At 70.4% G+C, this 21,572-nt stretch carries 15 protein-coding genes; 9 read left to right on the forward strand and 6 right to left on the reverse strand.

Annotated features, from left to right (window positions below; genetic code table 11):
• Positions 1-27: 27 nt before the first annotated feature.
• On the reverse strand, positions 28-3,375 hold the full coding sequence (locus OVA17_RS03885; protein WP_267788302.1) for a family 16 glycoside hydrolase: 3,348 nt from the start codon (positions 3,373-3,375) through the stop codon (positions 28-30).
• Between the two features lie 452 nt (positions 3,376-3,827).
• Between OVA17_RS03885 and OVA17_RS03890 the strand changes: the two genes are divergently transcribed.
• From OVA17_RS03890 to OVA17_RS03900, 3 genes are read left to right on the forward strand one after another with little or no spacing between them, the layout of a single operon-like run.
• Positions 3,828-4,436 (forward strand): hypothetical protein, encoded by a 609-nt coding sequence (locus OVA17_RS03890; protein WP_267788303.1) that lies wholly within the window; start codon positions 3,828-3,830, stop codon positions 4,434-4,436.
• Positions 4,437-4,480: 44 nt separating this feature from the next.
• Positions 4,481-5,452: a WxL protein peptidoglycan domain-containing protein gene (locus OVA17_RS03895; RefSeq protein WP_267788305.1), complete on the forward strand. Its 972-nt coding sequence runs from the start codon at positions 4,481-4,483 to the stop codon at positions 5,450-5,452.
• Positions 5,449-5,709 carry a hypothetical protein gene (locus tag OVA17_RS03900; protein ID WP_267788307.1) on the forward strand — a complete coding sequence of 87 codons (261 nt, stop codon included), beginning with the start codon at positions 5,449-5,451 and terminating at the stop codon, positions 5,707-5,709. Before OVA17_RS03895 ends, OVA17_RS03900 begins: the two co-directional genes overlap by 4 nt.
• Here the strand turns inward: OVA17_RS03900 and OVA17_RS03905 are convergent.
• Positions 5,657-6,634 (reverse strand): DMT family transporter, encoded by a 978-nt coding sequence (locus OVA17_RS03905; RefSeq protein ID WP_267788309.1) that lies wholly within the window; start codon positions 6,632-6,634, stop codon positions 5,657-5,659. The two genes, OVA17_RS03900 and OVA17_RS03905, sit on opposite strands and share 53 nt — an antisense overlap.
• Positions 6,635-6,705: 71 nt before the next feature.
• Here OVA17_RS03905 and OVA17_RS03910 point away from each other — a divergent pair, with 71 nt between their 5' ends.
• On the forward strand, positions 6,706-7,629 hold the full coding sequence (locus tag OVA17_RS03910; protein WP_267788310.1) for a LysR family transcriptional regulator: 924 nt from the start codon (positions 6,706-6,708) through the stop codon (positions 7,627-7,629).
• A gap of 46 nt (positions 7,630-7,675) precedes the next feature.
• Here OVA17_RS03910 and OVA17_RS03915 read toward each other — a convergent pair whose 3' ends face one another.
• Positions 7,676-7,915, reverse strand: a complete 240-nt coding sequence (locus tag OVA17_RS03915; RefSeq protein ID WP_267788311.1) for a Sec-independent protein translocase subunit TatA — start codon at positions 7,913-7,915, stop codon at positions 7,676-7,678.
• Positions 7,916-8,329: 414 nt separating this feature from the next.
• Here OVA17_RS03915 and OVA17_RS03920 point away from each other — a divergent pair, with 414 nt between their 5' ends.
• The 4 genes from OVA17_RS03920 to OVA17_RS03935 all read left to right on the forward strand — a co-directional run bounded on the left by OVA17_RS03920 (position 8,330) and on the right by OVA17_RS03935 (position 15,605).
• The gene (locus OVA17_RS03920; protein WP_267788312.1) at positions 8,330-11,863 is read left to right on the forward strand and encodes a PQQ-dependent sugar dehydrogenase; all 3,534 of its coding nucleotides are present in this window, start codon (positions 8,330-8,332) and stop codon (positions 11,861-11,863) included.
• A gap of 134 nt (positions 11,864-11,997) precedes the next feature.
• Complete coding sequence (locus OVA17_RS03925; protein ID WP_267788313.1) at positions 11,998-12,978, forward strand: sugar phosphate isomerase/epimerase family protein; 981 nt, start codon at positions 11,998-12,000, stop codon at positions 12,976-12,978.
• Positions 12,979-12,995: 17 nt separating this feature from the next.
• Entirely contained in the window at positions 12,996-14,267 is a 1,272-nt protein-coding gene (locus OVA17_RS03930) for a hypothetical protein (RefSeq protein ID WP_267788315.1), read from the forward strand.
• Between the two features lie 72 nt (positions 14,268-14,339).
• Positions 14,340-15,605 (forward strand): DUF916 domain-containing protein, encoded by a 1,266-nt coding sequence (locus OVA17_RS03935; RefSeq protein ID WP_267788316.1) that lies wholly within the window; start codon positions 14,340-14,342, stop codon positions 15,603-15,605.
• 766 nt (positions 15,606-16,371) lie between these two features.
• Here OVA17_RS03935 and OVA17_RS03940 read toward each other — a convergent pair.
• The 3 genes from OVA17_RS03940 to OVA17_RS03950 all read right to left on the reverse strand — a co-directional run bounded on the left by OVA17_RS03940 (position 16,372) and on the right by OVA17_RS03950 (position 20,175).
• Positions 16,372-17,553, reverse strand: coding sequence for an ROK family transcriptional regulator (locus OVA17_RS03940; RefSeq protein WP_267788318.1), 1,182 nt, complete (start codon positions 17,551-17,553; stop codon positions 16,372-16,374).
• A 100-nt stretch (positions 17,554-17,653) separates the two neighbouring features.
• Positions 17,654-18,703: an ABC transporter permease gene (locus OVA17_RS03945; RefSeq protein WP_267788320.1), complete on the reverse strand. Its 1,050-nt coding sequence runs from the start codon at positions 18,701-18,703 to the stop codon at positions 17,654-17,656.
• Positions 18,700-20,175, reverse strand: a complete 1,476-nt coding sequence (locus OVA17_RS03950) for a sugar ABC transporter ATP-binding protein (protein ID WP_210076136.1) — start codon at positions 20,173-20,175, stop codon at positions 18,700-18,702. The genes OVA17_RS03945 and OVA17_RS03950 overlap by 4 nt, the downstream gene beginning before the upstream one ends.
• Positions 20,176-20,474: 299 nt before the next feature.
• Between OVA17_RS03950 and OVA17_RS03955 the strand changes: the two genes are divergently transcribed.
• A complete protein-coding gene (locus OVA17_RS03955) occupies positions 20,475-21,524 on the forward strand; it encodes a substrate-binding domain-containing protein (protein WP_210076134.1) in 1,050 nt (349 codons plus the stop codon).
• The last annotated feature ends 48 nt before the right edge of the window (positions 21,525-21,572 follow it).

Consider the following 21,572-nt stretch of genomic DNA (forward strand, 5'->3'; position numbering starts at 1 on the left):
TCCGCCACCGAGGGCGCCGGGGGGGGATCAGCCGCAGCTCTTGGCCGCGTACGAGGCCGTGGCCTCGCCGGTGCGACCGTCGCCGGTCGCGGACACCGTCGCTTCACCGGCGGGGACCGACACGGCACGGGTGGTGAAGGTGTGGAACACCGTCTTCCCGGGCTGGACGGCGGGGATGACCCGTTCGCCCCACGCCGTCTCGAGGGTCACGTCGACCGGCAGCGTGTCGGTGTTGGTGGCGCGCACCGTCAGCGTCGCCTTCTTCGCCATGCAACGGACTTCGGCCGAGGCCGTCACCGCGAGAGGTGCCGGCTCGTCGATCTCCATGACACGGACGTTGCGGTACGACACCGCTTCGCCGCCGCCGTGGTTCTGCAGGCCGATGAAGCCCTGCGACAGGTCGCGCGCGGGATCGGTGCTGGTGAAATCGTTCACCAGCGTGCCGTTGAGGAAGATCTTGATGCTCTGCCCCTTCACGACGATCTCGTACGCGTTCCACGACCCGACCGGCTTGAGCGAAGCCTCGACCGCCGCGGCATCCGCACCCTGGAAGGTGTAGATCGCACCGGTGGTGCGGTCGGCGGCGTCGGAGGCGTCGATCTGGATCTCGTAGCCCTGGTTCACCGCGATCCAGGGGTCGTTCTGCGGGTCGGGGAAGCCGACGAAGACGCCACCGTTGTGGTCGGCGATGAGCTTCCAGTCCAGCTTGAGGCTGTACTCGTTCAGCTCCTGCGCCTTGTGCCAGAGCAGCCCCATGCCGCCCTCGCCGCGGATGCTGCAGTCGTTCTGACGACCGAAGCCCCCGGGGCCCGCCATGCGCCAACCGGCGTTCAGGCTCTCGAGCGTGCCGTCGAACAGCGAGCGGTACCCGTCCTCGACCTGCGCCGGAGCGCAGATGTCGGCGGTGCCGATCGACAGGACGTCGACGTTGATGTTGCCCTTGTTGCCCGAGTCGTACTTCAGCGCGATCGTGTTCGTCCCGGCGACCAACGGCATGTCCCGCGTGATCGTGGCCCAGGTCTTCCAGTCACCCGTGGAGGGGAAGTCCCACCGGCCGAGATTCTGCCCGTTGACGTAGAGGTTCACGTCCTTGGAACCGGGGGCCGGGTTGGGGCCGTTGGAGTAGCGCACGTTGACCGGGACGGTGCCCGCGTCCTCGGCGTTCACCGTGAACTCGAACGCGGAACCGGCCTGCCACATGCCGCCGGCGAAACCGGCGCCCGAGTAGCCGCTGTGCTCGGCGTCGAACTTGGCGCCGCCGATGAGGCGGGCCTCCTCGGCCTCGTACCATCCCTGGTCGGCCGGCGAGACGTAGCCCGGCAGCGAGTTGAGCGTGTACCAGGCCTCGGTGCTCCACAGCTTGTCACCGCTGGCTGCGGCGAAGGGCTGCGGCGAGCGCAGGTGCACCACGCGCCCCTGCTTGAGGCCGTCGAACGCGACCGTGACCGTCTTGCGGTCGGCGGATGCCGTGGCGCTGGTCAGCGAGAGGATCTCCTCGTCGATCTTGGGACCGCCGTAGGTGGAGGTCGGCAGGTAGCGCCACTGCTCGGCGCGGTACGCCGAGGCGAGGTTCGCCACCGTCTCGTCGGACAGGGGCTGGGTGTACTCGATCTCGAACCCACCCTCGACGACCTTCATCGATTTCATGTCGAAGGTGTCCTGCGTGGAGTTCGGGACGAGCTTCTGCAGACCGTAGGTGAGCTTGCCCGCCTCGCCCCAGTTGCCGCCCTCACCCGTGCCGCCGATGTAGAGCGATTTGTCGGGACCCTCGATGACGCGGTTCACGCCGACCTCGAAGCCCGCGGAGTGGCGGAAGACCGCTCCCTGGAACTCGCCGTCGACCTTCTCGAGGAAGGCGCGCTGCAGGCCGCCGTAGGTGACGTCGCCGAACATCATCTGGCCGGCGAAGGGGCCGTCCTTCAGCATGATGGGCGTGCTCGGGGAGTTGCCGATCTCGTTCTGCGGGATCCACACCACCGGCGGGGTCACCGGGTTGGCGTCGAAGGGACCGGCGGGATTTGTGTAGTGGTTGAAGAAACGGTCCTGCTTGATGTTGACGAGCTTGTTCGCCGGCAGCCAGGCACCCTGGTTGTCCATCGCGAAGAGCTCGTTCTCGGGACCGAAGGCGACGCCGTTGGGTGTGCGCAGACCCCCGGCCACGTAGCTGATCGCTCCGGTGGCGCGGTCGATCTTCACGGAGGTGCCGCGGTTCTTCGCGGGCTGCGGGTTGGTCGTGGCTCCGCCGTTGTCGATCGCGACGGAGAGGTTGACGTAGAAGTTGTCCTCGTCGTGGATCAGGCCGAAGGCGAACTCGTGGAAGTTGTTGCCCGAGGGGTACTCCGCGACCTTGCGCTTCGTCTCGTACGAGCCGTCGCCGTTCGTGTCGCTGAGCTCTGTGAGCTGGTAGCGCTCCGAGACGTAGATCTTGTCGTCGATGACGTCGATGCCCATGGGGTTGAGCAGACCGCCGGCCGCCTCGACGACGGTGACGTCCTCGGGGCCGTCGGCCGCCTGGGCGCCCTTGAGCACGAAGACCTTGCCGGGGGTGGAGGTGTCCCAGCCACCGGAGTTGACCGAGCCGGTGGTCAGCACCGCGAGGTCGCCGTTGCCGAGGAAGGCCAGCCCCGAGACCTTGGGGGTGAAGCCCTCGGGGCGCAGGTTCACCAGCGTGTAGTCGGGATTCACGGCATCCAGGCGCAGACCGTCTCCGGCGGAGTCGGTGCTGCCCTCGCAGTACTTCGTCCCGGGGGCGGTGACGCGCACGACGCCCGCCTCGGTGCTGAGGACGTCGTTCGGGATGACGGTGAAGCTCGACGAGCCCGGCGTCTTCCACTCGACCGTGAGCTGCTGACCGTTGGTGGCCTCGAACATCTCGACGAAGAGGTCGTGGACGCCCACGTCGAGCGTGACGGTGCCCTCGACCGATTCCGCTCCGTGGAGGCCGTCGTTGTCGATCAGCTGCGTGCCGTCGAGAGTGAGGCGCGAACCGTCGTCGCTCGTCAGACGGAAGGCGTACGAGCCGGGGGTGCTGACGGTGAGGTTGGCCAGGGCGTGCGTGATGAAGTTGTCACCCGCACCGAACTGCTCGTCGGTGCTCCAGTCGATCGTCGACATGAGCTTGTCGACGTTGGGGGTCTGTCCCGATTTGAGCGTGCAGAGCTCGGTGAGGGGCGGGGTGGAGTAGGTGCGAAGCGTCACACCCGGTTCTTGCTTGGGCAGGTCCGCCGGGGTGTTGACGGCGGGGGCGACGGCGGCACCGGCGGGCAGGATCGCTCCTGTGGCCACGAGTGCTCCGCCCAGGAGACCGGCCACGAGGGTTCTCGCGACGCGGGTGCTGCGCCGGCGGGGGCCGGACAAGACAGCGGGTACGGGCATCATTGCTCCTTCGGATCAGCGGCGGGGACGGCGTCGACCGCTCGGATCGCACAGGTCGCCCTCGACCGTGGTCACTGTAGAAGTCTTTTGCCGGTACGTCTACAAAACTTGACTAAATACCGTTAAGAACTGCTGAAATTGTCCCTCGCAGTCCCGCTCACGGAAGGGCTCCTGCCCACCGCGGCCCTGGTTTGCCCCGGAAAAGCGCCTCCCCTAGAGCTTCCGAACGCCAGTCATCTTTTGCTTGACGCCGCGCGTAAGCCGCACTACTGTCACAACGAACCCGCAGAACCGACCCGTGACAGCGCCGCCACGAGGCTCCCCGGAGTCCGCCGCGCCCGCCCGAAACGACGGCCCCCTCGTTCAGCGACCGGCGGGACGCCGGTCGTCCCGACCACCCGCCGGCGCCCGCCGACGACTCCACCGCCTCGCGGTGGAAGAACGGAGCACCCATGTCCCCCACCTCGCGTCGCGGCCTGACGGCCCGCATCGGAGTCGCCGCTCTCGGCGTCGGCATCCTGGCAGCCGCGGGCGGCGGCAGCGCCTTCGCCGCCGATGAGGACACCGTCGACGTGCAGGTCGAGATCGCCCCCGCGGCCGAGCCCGGCGTCCTGGCCCTGACCGTCGCCGACGATGCCACCACCCTCACCGAGGGAGAGGCGTCGGGCACCGACCGCACCTTCACGGGCACGCTGCCGACGGTCACCGTCACCGACACCCGCCTTCCCGAGAATGTCGACCCGGAGGCGTACTGGTACGTCATGGGCGCCATCAGCGACTTCGCCGGCGACGCCGGCCAGCCCGCGATCTCGTCGGCCGACAGCTTCGGCTGGTATCCCACCATTGTCGCGGGCGACTCCGCGCTCGTCGCACCCGGCGACCCCGTCGACCCGGGCATCGGCGGCTTCGTCGACGCCGAACTGCTCGCCAACGCCGACAACTCCGCCGCCGCCGCGGGTGGGGCGTACTCGGCCTCCGCCGGCCTCGTGCTGCAGACGCCGGCGACCGTCGCGCCCGGCGCCTACTCGGCGACCATCACGCTGACCCTGCTCGAGGGGTGAGCGCCGCGATGAGGGCGGCGCTCTCACGCGGAGGGTCCGCCACGGTGGCCGGGCTCATCGTGGCCGCGGCCGCGATCGCCGCGGCCCCTCCCGTCCTGGCGGACGACACCGCCGGCTCGGTCACCTGGTCGGTCACCCCGGCCTCGGCCGAGGGAGCGGACGGTCGACGGGTCATGCAGGTCGAGATCGATCCGGGCCAGCGCGTCACCGAGCATCTCGCCGTGAAGAACTTCAGCGAGAGCGAGGCGACCTTCGCCCTCGACGCGGCGGACGGCTACTACACCGAGACCGGGCGCTTCACGATGCTCCCGGCCGATCGCACCTCGGTCGATGCGGGCACCTGGATCACGATCGAACCGTCGGTCACGCTCGCTCCCCGCGAGACGCGCGTCGTCTCGTTCGAGATCGTCGTGCCACCGAACGCCACCCCGGGCGATCACGCGGCCGGGGTCTCGGCATCCGTTCGCTCCACCTCCGCGGGAGCGGACGGCACGAAAGTGGGAGTGGACAGCCGCGTCGGCTTCCGCGTCTCGACCCGTGTGACGGGCGAGCTCGCCCCCGCGGTGGGCGTCGGCGAGGTCCGCGCGGAATACACGCCGTCGTGGAACCTTTTCGCGCCGGGGTCGATCACCTACGCGTACACGGCGGAGAACACCGGGAACACCGCTCTCGCCGTGGCCGACGCGGTGGAGTCGACGACGACGGAACGCGGTGTGCTGCTGCCCGGCGAATCGCGGGACGTGCGAACCGAGCCCCAGCCCGCGTGGCCGCTCTTCCTGCTGACGAAGGACGTGACGGTGGATGCCGCGGTGCCCGACTCGATGCTCGCCGCGACGCCCGTGACGCAGAGCGTCACCGTCTGGGCGGTGCCGTGGCTGCACCTCGCCGCCGCGGTCGGGCTCGCCCTCATCGTCGCAGCCGCCGCGTCCGGGCGTCGCCGTTCCCGCCGGCGCCTCGACGACCTCGTGGCGCGCGCCCGTGAAGAGGGTCGGCGCGAGGCGGTGGAGGTCTCATGAGCGACACGCTCTTGTTCCCCGCGGCCGTCGCCGACGACGGCGTCGGCATCACCGTCGAGATCACCCCCCTGCCGAGCGCCACCTGCACGGTCGACTGCTCCCCACCGCCCGGCGCGGGTCCCGGATCCCCCGGGGGCGGCCTGCCCCTGACCGGTGGCGAGATCGCGTCGATCCTCCTCGCGGTCGCACTGGTCGGAGCGGGTCTCACGGCGACGGCGTGGGCGCGGTGGCGTCGACCGAGACCCGAGCAGAACTGATCGGCCCGACGACGGCACCACCCTGCGCCGCCTCGCGCGAGCGGCGGTGCCGTCGTTCGATCGCCTGTCCCGCGTACGACGCGGCGATGATCAGCGCGGCACCGATCAGCCCGGGGGCACCGACCGCCTCGCCGCCGATGGCGACACCCACGGCGAGCGCCCACACGGGCTCGGTACCCATGAGGATGCTCGCGCGGGTCGCCGAGGTGCGCCGCACCGCCCACAACTGCACCACGAACGCGAAGACCGAGCACAGCAGTCCGAGGAAGAGCACGTCGACCCATCCGGATGCCGAGAGCCCCGCGGCCGCACGCGGCAGGTCGGCGCCGGCAACGGCGGACGAGGCCAGGGCGCACACGACCAGTTGGACGAAGACGACGGCGAGGGTGCTGTCGTGTCGGCCGCGGGTGAGGTGCCCGCTCGCGGTGACGTGCACGGCGCGGACGACCGCCGCGGCGATGACGAGAGCGTCGCCCAGGTTGGGGGTACGGAGGCCGCCGTCCGAGACGAGCAGGGCCACGCCGACCACCGCAGCCACGGCCGCGACGAAGTACGTCCGCGGGAGCCACGAGCGCGCGGCGACGCTCTCCAGCACCGGGGTGAAGACGAGGGCGAGACTGATGAGGAGCCCGGCGTTGGTCGCCGAGGTGAGGTGCACGCCCGCGGTCTCGAGCCCGATGATCGCCGCCTGCGAGCAGCCGAGCAGAGCGGCGATCGCGAGGCCGCGCCCCCGCGGCATCCGTTCCCGTCTCATCAGGCACAGGATGCCGAGGGCGATCGCGGCCACGACGAAGCGCAGCGCCACGCCGGAGGCGACGCCGGTCTCGGACACCAACTCCTTCGCGGCGAGGAAGCTGGCACCCCAGACCGCGGCGACCGCGACGAGGAGGAGGTCGACGACGAGTTCCGGGACGCGGCGGGGCATGCCCCCACCGTGACGCGGGCGACGCGGAAGAACAATGGGATCCTTCTTCACCGTGTCGTAAGTTCTTCCTTATGGATGTCGGTCATCTTCGCCTGCTGCGCGAGCTCCGAGACCGCGGAAGCGTGGCCGCCGTGGCGCAGCGCATGCACGTCTCCGCGTCGGCGGTGTCGCAGCAGCTGTCCGCGCTGCAGGCGCACGTGCCCGTTCCGCTGACCACCCGGCGCGGGCGCACCCTCGCCCTCACGCCCGCCGGAGAGGCCCTCGCCGCCGCCGGCGCGCGGGTCGACGAGGCTCTCGTGTCGGCGCGAGAGGCCGTGGGTGCGTTCCTCGACGCGAGCGACCGCCCCGTGCGCGTCTCGGCCTTCCACAGCGCCGCACTCGCGCTCTTCGGGCCCCTCTTGCGCGAACTCGACGGCACGCCGCCACTGCACCTCGCCGACGCCGATGTGGCGCACCGCGATTTTCCGGGGCTGACCGCCGACCACGACCTCGTCGTGGCGCACCGCCTCGCGCACGACGAACCGTGGCCCGCGGACCGCGTGGTCACGGTGCCGTTGCTAGAAGAGCCGCTCGACATCGCCCTGCCGGCAGACCACCCGCTCGCCGGACGCGACGAGCTGCGTGCGGCCGACCTCGTCGCCGAGAGATGGGTGTCGGTGCACCCCGGATTCCCGCTCGCCGGCGTTCTCGACCATCTCGCCGCACACGTGGGGCGCCCTCTCGACGTCGCCCACCGCATCAACGAGTTCTCGGTGACGGCCGAGGTCGTGCGCGCCGGCGCAGCGATCGCCGTCATGCCGCGCACCACGACGACGCCCCTCGCCGTCGACGGGCTGGTGCTGCGACCGCTCGCCGACCTCGCCCTGGTGCGCCACGTGGACGCACTGGCGCGGCCCGACGCGCTCGCTTACGCCGCGGTGCGGCGTGTGCTGTCGGCGCTGCGCACCGTGTCGGCGCGGGCGTCGGCGCACATCTCCGGTGTCGACCCCGTCTGATCCGCGGAGCGCAGCGTGGCGGGTGGATCCCCTTGTCGCGAGGTGCTCAGCGCGTCGGCGGCGGATCCGCGACGACCGCCGTGGACCGGGGCTCGGGGTGCGCCGGCGCGACCGCGTGGTCGAGCGGTACCGCGTCGTCGTCCTTCATCGCCTTCAACTCGCCCTTGAACAGGCGGGCCGACCTGCCGACGCTCTGCGCCAGCGCCGGCAGCTTGGCAGCGCCGAACAACAGGACGATCACCGCGAGGACGATCAGCAGGTGCCATCCGGTCAGTCCATGAAGCATGGGGCCTCCTCGGCCGTGCCGGCCTCTTCGCCGACGAGTGGGGGCGGCGCGAGACGCACCGTGCGGCGATGGTAGCCCGCGACGAAAGCAAACCACAAGGCTCGCGTCAAGCGCACTTTTGTTGTGTGCACATTACGCAACTTTTGATTGACCTATGGAAAAACATCCGTCAAGATGACGACGAGCGACGTCCCTCACAACCGGACACCTCATCCCCCCGAGGCTCGCCCCACGAACCGCCCGAGAGGCGGTGATCGGCGACCCCTCCCACTCGACGAAGAGTAAGGAGCAGACACGGCGCGTGGCCGACCGCCACCGCAGGAAGAGCCCGGGCCGCCACGATCAGTCGTTGAGACCGACTGTGTGGCGACCCGGTGAAAACAACTCGAACGCATTCACAGGAGCTGTTTCACGATGAACTCTACTTCTCGGCATCCGGTCGTCCGGTCCCGGTTGACGGCGGTCCTCGCGGCCACCGCACTGGGCCTGGGCGCCATCGCCGCAGCACCCGTCCCGGCCTTCGCGCACGACGGGCACGACCACGGCACGACTGACCCCGGGGGCGATCACGGCGATCCCACCGACCCCGGCACCCCCGACCCCGGCGACACCGGCGAAGACGGCGGCGCTTTGGACTGGAGCAACTACGAGCGCGTGCTGCTCACGAAAGACGTGGGCGAGCCCATCGACCTCGCGGTCCTCCCCGACAAGCGCGTGCTGCACACCGCTCGCAACGGAGACGTGCGCCTGACCGATCCCGCGACGGGCGTCACACGCGTCACCAACACGCTCGACGTCTACGCCAACTCCGAAGACGGTCTGCAGACGGTGGCCCTCGACCCGAACTTCGCCGAGAACAACTGGGTCTATCTCGTCTACTCCCCGCGCGACGCCGACGGCGACGGCGTCGCCGACACCCCGGCGGGCAACTCCCCCAACACCCTCCCCGCCGGAGCCGACGAGTCGTACTGGGACCAGTGGGTCGGCGTGAACCGGCTCGCCCGCTTCCAGTGGAACGGAGAGGCCCTCGACCTCGCGAGCGAGCAGGTCGTCCTCGACGTCGAGGTCCAGCGCGGCCAGTGCTGTCACGTCGGCGCCGACATCGGGTTCGACGGCGACGGCAACCTCTACCTGAGCACGGGCGACAACACCCCGGCATCCACCCCGGGCGCCAACGGCTTCGCGCCCAACAACGACGCCCCCGGCTACAACCCCGGTTTCGACTCTCGCCGCGGTGCCGGTAACACCAACGACCTGCGCGGCAAGATCCTGCGCATCCACGTCGAGGACGACGGCTCGTACACGATCCCCGAGGGCAACCTCTTCGCTCCCGGGACCGAACTCACCCGCCCCGAGATCTTCGTGATGGGCGTGCGCAACCCCTTCCGCATCGAGGTCGACGTCGAGACCAACTCGCTGTCGTGGGGCGACTACGGCCCCGACGCCACGAAGGCCGTCGCCCAGACCGCGGGCCGCGGCCCCATGGGCCTGGTGGAGTGGAACGCCATCAGCCTCGACGAGCCGCAGAACGCCGGCTGGCCGTACGTGCACGCCGACAACCAGGCGTACAACGACTGGGACTTCGCCACGGCGACGCCGGGGGCGTTCTTCGACCCCGCCAACCTCAAGAACGAGTCGCGCTGGAACACCGGTCTCACCGACCTTCCTCCCGCGCAGCCCGCGACCCTCTGGTACGGCGACAACCCCGGCGACCAGCCGTGGGACGAACTGGTGAACTTCGGCGCGGGCAGCGGCCAGGGCCCGATGGGCGGACCCGTCTACCACTACGACGAGACGAACCCCTCGCCCACGAAGCTCCCCCAGCACTGGGACCGCAAGGCCTTCATGGGCGAGTTCTCGCAGGACTACATCGCCGCCTTCACGCTGGACTGGGACACCTTCGACGTCAGCGCGATCGAGGACTTCCTGCCCAACGCCGCGCTGAGCACCCTCGGCCAGCCGCCGCACGACAACCCCATGGACATGGAGATCGGGCCCGACGGCTCGATGTACGTGCTGGACTACGGTGACGGCTTCTTCCGCGCGAACCCCGATGCCGGTCTCTACCGCATCGACTACGTCGCCGGGAACAAGTCGCCCCAGGCGCGTTTCACCGCCACGCCCACCTCGTCGTCGCAGGCTCCCCTGACCGTCGAGTTCGACGCGTCGACCTCGACCGACCCCGACGCGGACACCCTCACCTACGAGTGGGACTTCGACGGCGACGGCACCTACGACGCCACCGGCGCGACCGCGTCGTACACGTACACGGAACTGGGCAACTACAGCGCCCGCCTGCGCGTGTCCGACCCGGGCGGACGCTTCGGCCTGACCTCGCGCACCATCTCGGTGGGCAATCAGGCGCCCGAGGTGACCGTGGCCTTCCCCGGCAACGGTGCGTTCTTCGACTGGGGTCAGGCGATCCCCTTCCAGGTCACGACGACGGATGCCGAGGACGGCGACGCCACGGAATGCTCCCGCGTGACGTGGACCTACGGTCTCGGCCACGACGAGCACGCCCACCCCGAGGTCTCGGGGACCGGATGCACGGGCGTGTTCCGCACCGACCCGAACTCGCCCGAGCACGGCCCCGGTGCCCTGCTGTACGGCGCGGTCGTGGTCACCTACACCGACGCGGGCGCCAACGGGCTGCCGCCCGCCACGGGTGAGGCGACCGTTCGCCTCAACCCGAAGCTGCAGCAGGCCGAGCACGCGATCCGTCGCGAGGGCGTCGCCACGTACGCCGACGCCGACGCCTCGGGCGGCAACGCCGTCCGCGGCCTGGGAGCGGGCGACTACCTCGCCTACGACCCGGTGAACTTCGCCGGGATCGACGGTGCCGTGGTCCGCGCCAGCGGTGCGGGAGAGGTCCAGCTTCGTTGGGGAGCGGTCGACGCCGAGCCCTTCGCGACCGCGACCATCCCCGCGGGCAGCGGCTGGCAGGACGTCGAGGTCGCCTTCGACGCCCCCGAGGGCTCCGGAGCGCTCTACGTCACCTCGGCCGACGAGCTCGCCGTCGACGCGCTGACCATGGTGGGCGACGGGGTCGGCGACGTCACGCCGCCGACGGTCGCGCACACGCTGTCCCCCGCCAGCCCGACGGGTGTCGGCGGCGTGTTCAACGAGCCGGTCCGCTTCGCGGTCCAGGCCGCGGACAACGGCACGCTCGCGAGCGTCCAGTACTCGCGCGACAACGGCGCGACCTGGGTGAACCTCGCGGCGAACCAGCAGTACGGGGTGACGTTCGATCAGGACGGTGTCTACGACATCCGCTACCGGGCCACCGACACCGGCGGCAACGTCTCGGAGCTCGGTTCCGTGTCGTTCACGATCGACCTCGACGCTCCCAACGAGCCGACCGTCGACACCCGCACGCTCGTCTCGCTCGGCTCCCCGCGCGTCACCTACGGCGCCCCCGGCGACGTGACGGTGTCGGTGCGCGGAGAGGGCGGCGCCCCCACGGGCGAGGTCGTGCTCACCGTCGGCGAGACCGAACTCGGTCGCGCGACGCTGGACGCGGACGGCAACGCCGTCGTCGCCCTCCCGGCGGATCTCCCGGTCGGCACGCACACCCTGCGGGCCACCTACGGGGCCGACGAGACCTTCAAGGGTTCGGCCGGCATCGGTCGTCTCACGGTCTCGCAGGCGAAGTCGACGACCTCGGTCGCCGTCTCGCCGACACCGGTCAAGCCCGCCGTGGCGGCCACCGCCACGGTCCAGGTGGCTTCGTCGACGGGCATCGTCCCGACCGGCGACGCCACGGTGACCATCCGCCGTAACAACGCGATCGTCGCCGCCCTCACCGGCACGCTCGGCGCAGACGGCACCGTCCAGGTGACCCTGCCCAAGCTGAGCGCGGAAGGCGCCTACCAGGTGCAGGCGTCGTACACCGGTTCGAGCGGGATCGCGAAGAGCAGCGGCAGCGCGAACCTGACCGTCAAGAAGTAACACCCGGGTGGGGGTTGCGCACCGCGGCCCCCACCACCCCCACGGTCGTCCCCGACCCCGGGGCGGACCCACCTCGAAGGAGAGTCATGAGTCACCACCACGACCACGCGCACCCCACGGTGTCGGATCGACCCATGAGCCGGCGTACCCTGCTCAAGGCCCTGGCGGCGTCGTCCGTCGCCGTCGGCATCGGCGCCGCCGCCATGCCCGCCGCCGCCTCGGCATCCACCGCTTTCGGCGCCCGCGCCGCGGCGGCCGCTCCCCCGGTCAGCGCCGGCAAGCGTCTCGTCCCCGTCAACCGCATCGGCATCCAGCTCTACACCGTCCGAGACAAGGTCAGCTCGCTGGGCTTCCGTGCGGTGTTCGAGGAGCTGGCTCGCATCGGCTACTCGGAGATCGAGTTCGCGGGCTACACGCAGGGAGGCGTCGGCGCCATCACCCCGCAGGAGATCCGCCAGCTGCTCGACGACAACGGCCTGCGCGCGACAGGCGCGCACGTCAACCTCACCCCGGCCAACATCGACCAGCAGCTCGAGATCGCGCACGTGCTGGGCATGCCGCACCTGGGTCAGGGCGGGCCCATCGCCGGCGGGTACGGCGGACCCCTCGCCAAGGATGCCTGGATGCAGGCCATCGGCACGTGGAACCAGATGGGCGAGAAGGGGCGCGCAGCGGGAATCAAGCTCTACCTGCACAACCACGCCCAGGAGTGGGGTTTCACGACCGACACGAACGAGCGCATCTACGACCTGTACTGGGCCAACCTCAACCCCGAGACGGTGTTCTTCGAGATGGACGTCTACTGGGCGCACGTCGGAAAGCACCTGTACCCCGGGTTCGAGCCGATCGACTACATCAAGCGCGACCCCCGCCGCTTCCCGATCCTGCATCTCAAGGACGGCAAGCTCAACCCGAGCAGCGCCAACGGCTACGACATCGTCGAGTTCGGCGCCGGGAACATCGATTACACGGCGTTCCTGTCGCAGCTGCGCGACCGCGGCCAGCGCTTCGGCATGTTCGAACAGGACAACGCCTCCACGGTGCCGGTCAACCCCGGGGACTCGCTCGCCAACGCCGACCGCAGCTACGACAACATCGCAGCCCTGCGCGGCTGAGCGACGAGGAAGAACCGATGAACAGAATCACGAAACTGACCACCGTCGGCCTCCTCGTCATCGGGGGCAGCGTCGTCGCCGTGCCCGCGTACGCGGCCGACCTCACCTGTACCGACGACCTGGGCAGCCAGAGCGTCTCGGGCAACCTGATCGTCCCCGGCGGCGCGGACTGCATCCTCGGCGGCGCGACCGTCGAGGGCGACATCGTCGTCGAGGCGGGCGGATGGCTGGATGCCACCTCGGTCACCGTCACGGGAGACGTCGTCGCCACCGACGCGTACGGCGTCTCGCTCGACGGCACGAGCGTGGCCGGCGACATCAGCGCGTACTCCGCCGACACCACCGTGGGATTCCTCTACGTCAACGACCTGAAGGTCGGGGGCTCGGTGGAAGCCGGCGGCATCGACGTGGAGGTCGTCGACAGCGCCATCTCGGGCTCGCTGCTCACGCAGCAGGCCACCTACGTCGACATCGTGCGCACCTCGGTGGGCGCCGACGTGTCGGTCGACGGCGCGGGCTGGGGCGTGTCGATGACCGGGGCCGTCGTCAAGGGTGACGTCACCGTGAGCGGCAGCTCGCGCGACGTGCTCATCGGCGCCACCGCCGACGGTGGTTCCGACGCGTTCGCCAACTCGATCGGCGGAGGCCTGTCCCTCACCGGGAACACCGCGAACCTGCGCGTGGCGAACACCACGGTGTTCGGCGCTCTCGCTCTCGACGGGAACTCCCCGGCGGCCGCGTTCGGTGCGGGCGTCCGTGCCGGCTCGACCACGGGCGACTACACGGGCGAGGCGCCGACCGCTCCTCCCACGGGCGACCAGTCGATCGCCGTGACCGTCCCCGACCAGGGTTCGGGCGAGCTCACCTGGTCGATCGAGGGCACCTCGCGCCTGGTCGACCTGGGAGTTGCGACCGAGAACCTCGACCACTACGCGGCATCCGGTGAGATCGTGCCGATCCGCGTGCAGGACACCCGGGCCGGCAACCCCGGGTGGTCGCTGACCGCACAGGTGTCGAACTTCACCGCCGGAGGCCAGGAGGTGTCGAGCAAGTACCTCGGCTGGACGCCCGAGGTCCTCGAGACGCAGGGCGGCGCCGTCGCCGGCGCTCCCGTGCCCTCCGGCTTCGACAGCGGCCAGGGCCTGTCGGTCGCGCGCACCCTCGCGCAGGCGAACGACGGCCACGAGCGCGGCTCCTCGCTCGTGGGCGCCGACCTGGATCTCAAGCTCCCGCTCGAGACCCCCCGCGGCACCTACACCGCGACCGTGACGCTGACCGCCCTCAGCTGATCCCCACCCGTCGGGGTCGCGCTCCTCGAGAGCGTGGCCCCGACGGGACCCCTCCACACGAAAGCCACGCCCATGTCCCAGGCGAAGACCTCCCCCCGTCCCCTCCGTACTCTCGTCTCGTTCCTCGCCGGCCTCGCGCTGTTGCTGGGAACCCCCGTCGCCGCCACCGCGGCCGCCGCTCCTTCCGCCGAGACCACGGTGACGTGGAGCGTCAAACCCGCCGACACCGCTCAGGGGCGCGACCGGCCCAACTACGCCTACGACCTCCTCCCGGGCGGCACCGTCGGCGATGCCCTGTACGTCGCCAATCGCAGCTCCCAGCCGATCACCCTGCGCGTCTACGCCGCCGACGGCTTCCTCACCGAAGACGGAGCCCTCGACATCCTCGCCGGAGGCGTGGAGTCCACCGACCTCGGCAGCTGGGTCTCGATCGACTCGTCCGAGCTCACGCTCGACAGCGGCGCGAGCGCCGAGGTCCCCTTCACCGTCGTCGTCCCGGCCGACGCGGCCCCCGGTGATTATGCGGCCGGCATCGTGGCATCCATGCTCGTGACGGCCGACAACGGCACCGTCACCGAACGCCGCCTGGGCTCGCGCGTGCACCTGCGCGTGCAGGGCGACCTCGCACCCGCGCTGGCCGTGGGCGACGTCCTCGTCGACTACCACGGCACCGCGAACCCCGCCGAGACGGGATCCGCGACCGTCAGTTACACCCTCACCAACACCGGCAATACGCGGCTCGACCCCGATGTCGAGGTCGCCCTGGGCGGGCCCTTCGGCTGGGCGGGCGTGACCGCGGCCGACGACGCCCCCGAACTGCTCCCCGGCAGCTCGCTGCAGCGCACCGTCGAGGTTGCCGGGGTGGTCCCCCTCGTGCTGCTGTCGGCCGAGGTGACGGCCACCTCGCAGGTGGTCTCGCGGACGTTGGCCGGCGCCGAGCCCTCGACCCTCGACCCGCTCGTGTCGCAGGCTGCCGCCGCCACCGCCGCCGTGCCGTGGACCGCGCTCGCGATCCTCGCCGCGATCGCCCTGCTGGTGGCCTGGCGCATCGTCGCCGCGCGACGACGCAAGGCCGCTCACGCGCGCGAGATCGCCGCCGCGGTGGCCGCCGCGCGGGCGGATGCCGAGGGGGCGGATGCCGGGACGGGTGGATCGGATGCCGGGACGGGTGTGGACGCCGGGTCGGGCGGATCGGATGCCGGGTCGGGTGGATCGGATGCCGGGACGGGTGTGGACGCCCGGCGAGAACCCGTGCCCGCCGGGGCGGGCGCCGACCCTGGTACGCCGGATGCCACCACACCCGCGTCCATCACTCGCGCCTCGCGCCGCTCGCCCTGAGACCCGCTCGCGGCGTGGAGAGGGACACTCCGCGCCGCGAGCGACCGACCGACGCCTCCGGCGAACACGGTGAGCCCAACGGCGGAAAACATCGCGACACGCCGGACCCCCGGCATCCCGAACCGGCATGTCGAACAAACACTCCGCCGTTAGGTACAGGCGCCCGGACCGCAGGTCGCCCCGGCCCCGGCGAACACGGCGAGCCCAACGGCGGAAACCATCGCGACGCACCGGACCCCCGGCATCTCGAACCGGCATGTCGAACAAACACTCCGCCGTTAGGTACAGGCGCCCAGACCGCAGGTCGCCCCGGCCCCGGCGAACACGGCGAGCCCAACGGCGGAAACCATCACGACGCACCGGACCCCCGGCATCCCGAACCGGCATGTCAAGCACACACTCCGCCGTTGGGTGCAGGCGCCGGGCCCGCAGGTCGCTCCGGCCCCGGCGACCGCCGAGACCGACGGCTCGCGGGTCACCCGACTCCCCCAGCCGACCGTGGAAGCCACACCGAGCCCACCGGCGGAAACCATCACGGCGCGCCGGGCACCCGGCATCCCGAACCGACATGTCGAACAAACACTCCGCCGTTAGGTACAGGCGCCCAGACCGCAGGTCGCCCCGGCCCCGGCGAACACGGTGAGCCCAACGGCGGAAACCATCACGACGCGCCGGGCACCCGGCATCCCGAACCGGCATGTCGAAAAAACACTCCGCCGTCGGGTACGCGCGCCGAGCCCGGCCGCGACCCCCCGCCCGCGGCGGGTCAGGCGCGCAGGAACGCGGCGTTCAGCGACTCGGGGGCGAGGGCGTGCTCGACGGCGAGCATGCTCGCGCCGATCACCGCGGCCTTCTCGGCGGCCACCGACTGCACGATCGACAGGTACTCGGTGGCCAGGGGCGTGGAGCGGGTGTAGACGACCTCGCGGACTCCCGCGATGAGGTGCTCGCCGACGCGGGCCATGGAGCCGCCGATGGCGATGACCGAGGGGTTCATGAGGCTCACGCACGTGGTGAGCACCTCGCCGATGTCGCGACCCGCCTGGCGCACGGCCTGGATCGCGTCGATGTTGCCGCGCTTGACGAGATCGACCACGTCGGAGCCGGTGTGCGCCTCGATCCCCTGCGCGCGCAGCGCACGGGCGATCGCGGGGCCGGATGCCAGGGCCTCGAGGCACCCGCGGTTGCCGCACTGGCACGGGATGTCGGCGCCGCGCGCGACCTGGACGTGGCCGATGTCGCCGGCGATGCCCTGGGCGCCGCGCTGAAGGCGGCCGTCGGAGATGATGCCGGTGCCGACGCCGGTCGCCACCTTCACGAACATGAAGTGGTCGACGGCGGGCCAGGCGATGCTGCGCTCGCCCAGGGCCATGATGTTGACGTCGTTGTCGACGAGGACCGGGACGGGCATGTGCTGGTAGATCCAGCCGGGGATGTCGAAGCGGTCCCACCCGGGCATGATCGGCGGATTCACCGGCTGGCCGGTGGAGTGCTCGACGGGCCCGGGGACGCCGATGCCCATGGCGGCGACGTCGGTGGTCGAGCGTCCGGATTCGGACAGCAGCGCCATGGCGGTCTCGACGAGCCAGGTCAGCACGGGCTCGGGGCCGGTGGCGATGTCGATCTCGCCGGTGCGCTCGCTGAGCACCTTGCCGGTGAGATCGGCGATCGCGACCGTGGCGTGCGACGCGCCGAGGTCGACGGCCACGACGACCTTGGCGGCGGGGTTGATGGCGAACTGCGACGGGGGACGCCCGCCGGTGGACACGGCGTCGGCGACCGGGGTGATGAGGCCCATCCGCATGAGCTCGTCGACACGGACGGCGACCGTCGATCGGGCGAGCCCGGTCGACTTGGCCAGTTCCGCACGCGTACGCGGTACGCCGTCTCGCAGCAGCTGGAACAACTGGCTCACGCCGTTGACCGACTGCACCGAATCTGTCGTCATCCTCTTCACGCCCTCAGTACACCATTAGTAGCAATGCATTCCATCCACTTACGGACGGCGGCTACGCGAATCACGCAGCCGCCGTCGGCACAAGGGGTCGTCAGCCCCGCCCCGGCGGGCGGGAGAAGCGCTGCTGCAGGAGCACCGCGACCACGATGATGACACCTTTCGCCACCGCCTGGACGGAAGACGAGAGATTGTTCTGGATGAACACGTTGGACAGCGTCGCGAAGATGAGGACGCCGAACACCGTACCGGTGATCGTGCCCCGGCCGCCGACGAGCAGCGTCCCGCCCACGACGACCGCCGCGATGGCATCCAATTCGTAGAGCTGACCGTGCGTCGACGTGCCGGCCGTGGTGCGGCCGAGGATCATGACGGCCGCGATGCCGGCGCACAGTCCCGTGATGGCGTAGAGCCACATCGTGTGGCGGCGCACGTCGATGCCGGCGAGGCGCGCGGCCTCGCGGTTGCCGCCGACGGCGACCGTGCGTCGACCGAACGTGGTGCGGTTCAGCAGCACCCAGCCCAGGGCCGCGACGATCGCGAAGATCCAGATGAGGATGTCGACGCCGAGGATGTCGGCGTTCATGAAGGTGATGAAGCCGCGGTCCTGCACGACGAGCGTGCGACGCTCGGCGAGGATCTCGGCGAGGCCCCGGGCGCCCACGAGCATGGCGAGGGTGGCCATGAAGGCCACGACGTTGCCGTAGGCGATGACGATGCCGTTGATCAGGCCCGCGCCCACGCCCACCGCGAGAGCGATGACGACCATGACGCTCCAGTGCAGGTTGTCGGCGAGATCCTGCACGGCGGCGAGGGTGGCCACGACCGAGGCCAGGCCCATGACCGAGCCGACCGACAGGTCGATGCCGCCGGCGATGATCACGAGGGTCATGCCGATGCTGATCACGCCGATGATCGAGGCCTGGCGGAGGATGACGAGCAGGTTGTCGACGCTCGTGAACGAACCGGGGGCGGTGATCGCGCCGACGACGACGATCACGAGCAGGGCGACGACGAGGCCGATGTTTCGACCGGCCGAACCGGAGAGGAAGCGGCGCCAGGCCGGCGCGGGAGCCGGGGCCGCGACGGCCCCGGTCTCTGTGGGGACCGTGCGTGCACGGGTCGGGGTGGTCGGCTCGCTCACGCGGCGGATCCTTTCATGACGAGATCGAGCACACCGTGCTCGTCGATCTGGTGGGAGGGGAGGGTGCGCAGAATCCGACCGTCGGCGACGACGAGGACGACATCGGCGAGGCCGAGCACCTCTTCGATCTCGCTCGAGACGACGACGACGGCGTTGCCTGCGGCGGCGAGATCGCGGATGAGGGCGTAGATCTCGGCGCGAGCGCCGACGTCGACGCCGCGGGTGGGTTCGTCGAGCAGCAGCACCTCGGTGCCGTGCACGAGCCAGCGGGCGAGCAGGATCTTCTGCTGGTTGCCGCCCGAGAGGGTGCGGGCGGGTCGATCGGGATCGGCGGGGCGCAGCTCGAAGGCGTCGATCTGCTCGCGCGCGACCTTGCGCGCCGCGCGGTCGTCGAGGAACCCGCCCTTGGCGAAGCGTTTCATCGAGGCGAGGGCGATGTTGACGAAGATCGGCTCGTCGAGCACGAGCCCCTGGCTCTTGCGCTCCTCGGGAGACAGCCCGATGCCCGCCCCGACGGCGGCGCGGACGGACCCGCGCGGCAGCACCTTCTCGCGCACGCGAACCGAGCCGGCGCTCGAGCGGCGGGCGCCGTACACGGTCTCGAGGATCTCCGACCGGCCCGATCCGACGAGTCCCGCCAACCCCACGACCTCGCCGGCGCGCACCGAGAACGACACGTCGGAGAAGACCCCGTCGAGTCCGAGTCCCTGCACGTCGAGCACGACGGGTGCATCGGATGCCACGGGCACCCGCTCCGGGAAGACGTTCGCGACCTCGCGCCCGGTCATGAGCCGGATGAGTTCGGCCTTCGGGGTGTCGGCGGCGGAGAGGCCGACCGCGGTCGTACGGCCGTCCTTCAGAACGGTGATGCGGTCGCCGATCTCGCGGATCTCCTCGAGCCGGTGCGTGATGTAGACGACGGCGATACCCGCCGCGGTGAGCTCCCGCACGACCGCGAAGAGGTTCTTGACCTCTTCGGTGTCGAGCACGGCGGAGGGCTCGTCCATGATGATCAGCTTGATGTCGTGCGACAGGGCGCGCGCCATGCTCACGATCTGCTTGTTCGCGGCGCTGAGCGAGCCGACCTCGGTGTTCGGCGAGAGGTTGGCGTGGCCGAGTCGGCGAAGGAGCTCTTTCGTCTGACGGGCCGCCTCGGCGCGCTGGGTGAAACCGCCGCGCGCGAGCTCGTGCCCGAGGAAGATGTTCTCGGCGATCGTCAGGCCGTCGACGACGTCGAGCTCCTGGTACATCGTGGCGATCCCGAGCTCGATGGCCGCGTCGGGATCGGCGATCTCGACGTTCTCGCCGAGCCAGACGATCTCGCCCTCGTCGGGGCGGTGAACGCCCGCGAGCGTCTTGATGAGAGTCGACTTGCCCGCGCCGTTCTGGCCCAGCACGCAGTGCACCTCTCCGGCGACGATGTCGAGATCGACACCGCGCAGGGCGCGGACGCCGGCGAAGGACTTGGTCACGCCTCGGACGGTGAGTAATGACGACTGATGGTCAACTTTGATCACGCGGCGAACATAACACGCCGCCTCGTCGTCGCGCGACCCGTGTTCCGAGGGAAAGCGGGCGGCCGTCTCCCGCGCGCACGCGAGCACTCTTCGGGCACAAAGGCTCGCCAGCGGTACTTATGCGGATAAAAAAACAAAAGATGCTCGCCGGGACGACACTTCTGCTAGCGTGAGCCGCGTCAGAGTGGACCCCTCTTTCCGGAGTGACCCGGGGCCGCGATGACCCCAGCTGCATCACATTTCAAGGAGGAAACATGCGCTCACAGTGGAAGTCGCGTTCGCGACTCGTCCTGACCGGCATCGCCGTCATCGCCTCGGTCGGCCTGCTCGCCGGTTGCACCGGTTCGGGCGGCGACAACGAGGACATCGTCGGCCAGGGCACCACGACCGAGGAGAACGCCGCCGCCGGTGACACCGTCACCATCGGCTTCTCCGGCCCCGCCGCCGACCACGGTTGGCTCGGCGCCATCAACTCCGGCGCACTCGCCGCCGCCGAGAGCTTCCCCGACGTCGACCTGAAGGTCGCCGAGGGCACCAACGACGTCAACGCGCAGATCGCCGCCGTCGAGACCTTCATCAACGACGGCGTGGATGCCATCGTGCTGCTGCCCAGCGACGGCGCCGCCCTGACCGAGGTCGCAATCAAGGCGATGAACGCGGGCATCCCCGTCATCAACGTCGACCGCGAGTTCTCGAGCCCCTTCGCCGCCCGTTCGACGATCCTCGGCGACAACTACGGCATGGGCGTCAGCGCCGGCACCTACATCTGCTCGCAGCTCGAGGGCAACAGCAACGCCATCGTGGGCGAGATCGCGGGCATCGACTCGCTGCCGCTCACGCAGGACCGCTCGGCGGGCTTCGCCGACGCCCTGTCGGACTGCGGCCTGAAGGTCGGCCCCCGCGTCGCCGCGGACTTCACCGTGCAGGGCGGCGAGGCCTCGACCTCACAGCTGCTGTCGGCCAACCCCAAGATCGACGCCATTTGGAACCACGACGACGACCAGGGCATCGGCGTGCTCGCCGCCGTCACGGCGGCCGGTCGCGACGAGTTCATCATGGTCGGCGGTGCGGGCAGCCGCAACGCCATGGAGTCCATCCAGGCCGACGACAGCGTCCTCAAGGCGACGGTGATCTACCCGTCGACGCAGGCCGCCGACGGCATCGCGCTGGCACGCCTGATCGCCCAGGGCAAGACCGCGGGAGACCTCATCACCCCCAGCGTTCCCAACCGCATCGTGCTGGACGCCCCCGTGGTGACGAAGGACAACGTCGCGTCCTTCATCGACCTCTCGTTCCAGTCCTGACCCGGTCCGGGGCGCCCGCGTTCGTCGCGGGCGCCCCGTCCCTCGTCC

The sequence above is a fragment of the Microbacterium sp. SL75 genome (genome assembly GCF_026625865.1).
Lineage (GTDB): Bacteria > Actinomycetota > Actinomycetes > Actinomycetales > Microbacteriaceae > Microbacterium.

Coding starts and splice junctions, on each gene's coding strand:
- OVA17_RS03905 (WP_267788309.1), bottom strand. CDS start 6,634: ATGCCCCGCCGCGTCCCGGAACTCGTCGTCGACCTCCTCCTCGTCGCG.
- OVA17_RS03940 (WP_267788318.1), bottom strand. CDS start 17,553: ATGACGACAGATTCGGTGCAGTCGGTCAACGGCGTGAGCCAGTTGTTC.
- OVA17_RS03890 (WP_267788303.1), top strand. CDS start 3,828: ATGTCCCCCACCTCGCGTCGCGGCCTGACGGCCCGCATCGGAGTCGCC.
- OVA17_RS03935 (WP_267788316.1), top strand. CDS start 14,340: ATGTCCCAGGCGAAGACCTCCCCCCGTCCCCTCCGTACTCTCGTCTCG.
- OVA17_RS03915 (WP_267788311.1), bottom strand. CDS start 7,915: ATGCTTCATGGACTGACCGGATGGCACCTGCTGATCGTCCTCGCGGTG.
- OVA17_RS03900 (WP_267788307.1), top strand. CDS start 5,449: ATGAGCGACACGCTCTTGTTCCCCGCGGCCGTCGCCGACGACGGCGTC.
- OVA17_RS03885 (WP_267788302.1), bottom strand. CDS start 3,375: ATGCCCGTACCCGCTGTCTTGTCCGGCCCCCGCCGGCGCAGCACCCGC.
- OVA17_RS03955 (WP_210076134.1), top strand. CDS start 20,475: ATGCGCTCACAGTGGAAGTCGCGTTCGCGACTCGTCCTGACCGGCATC.
- OVA17_RS03910 (WP_267788310.1), top strand. CDS start 6,706: ATGGATGTCGGTCATCTTCGCCTGCTGCGCGAGCTCCGAGACCGCGGA.
- OVA17_RS03925 (WP_267788313.1), top strand. CDS start 11,998: ATGAGCCGGCGTACCCTGCTCAAGGCCCTGGCGGCGTCGTCCGTCGCC.
- OVA17_RS03930 (WP_267788315.1), top strand. CDS start 12,996: ATGAACAGAATCACGAAACTGACCACCGTCGGCCTCCTCGTCATCGGG.
- OVA17_RS03920 (WP_267788312.1), top strand. CDS start 8,330: ATGAACTCTACTTCTCGGCATCCGGTCGTCCGGTCCCGGTTGACGGCG.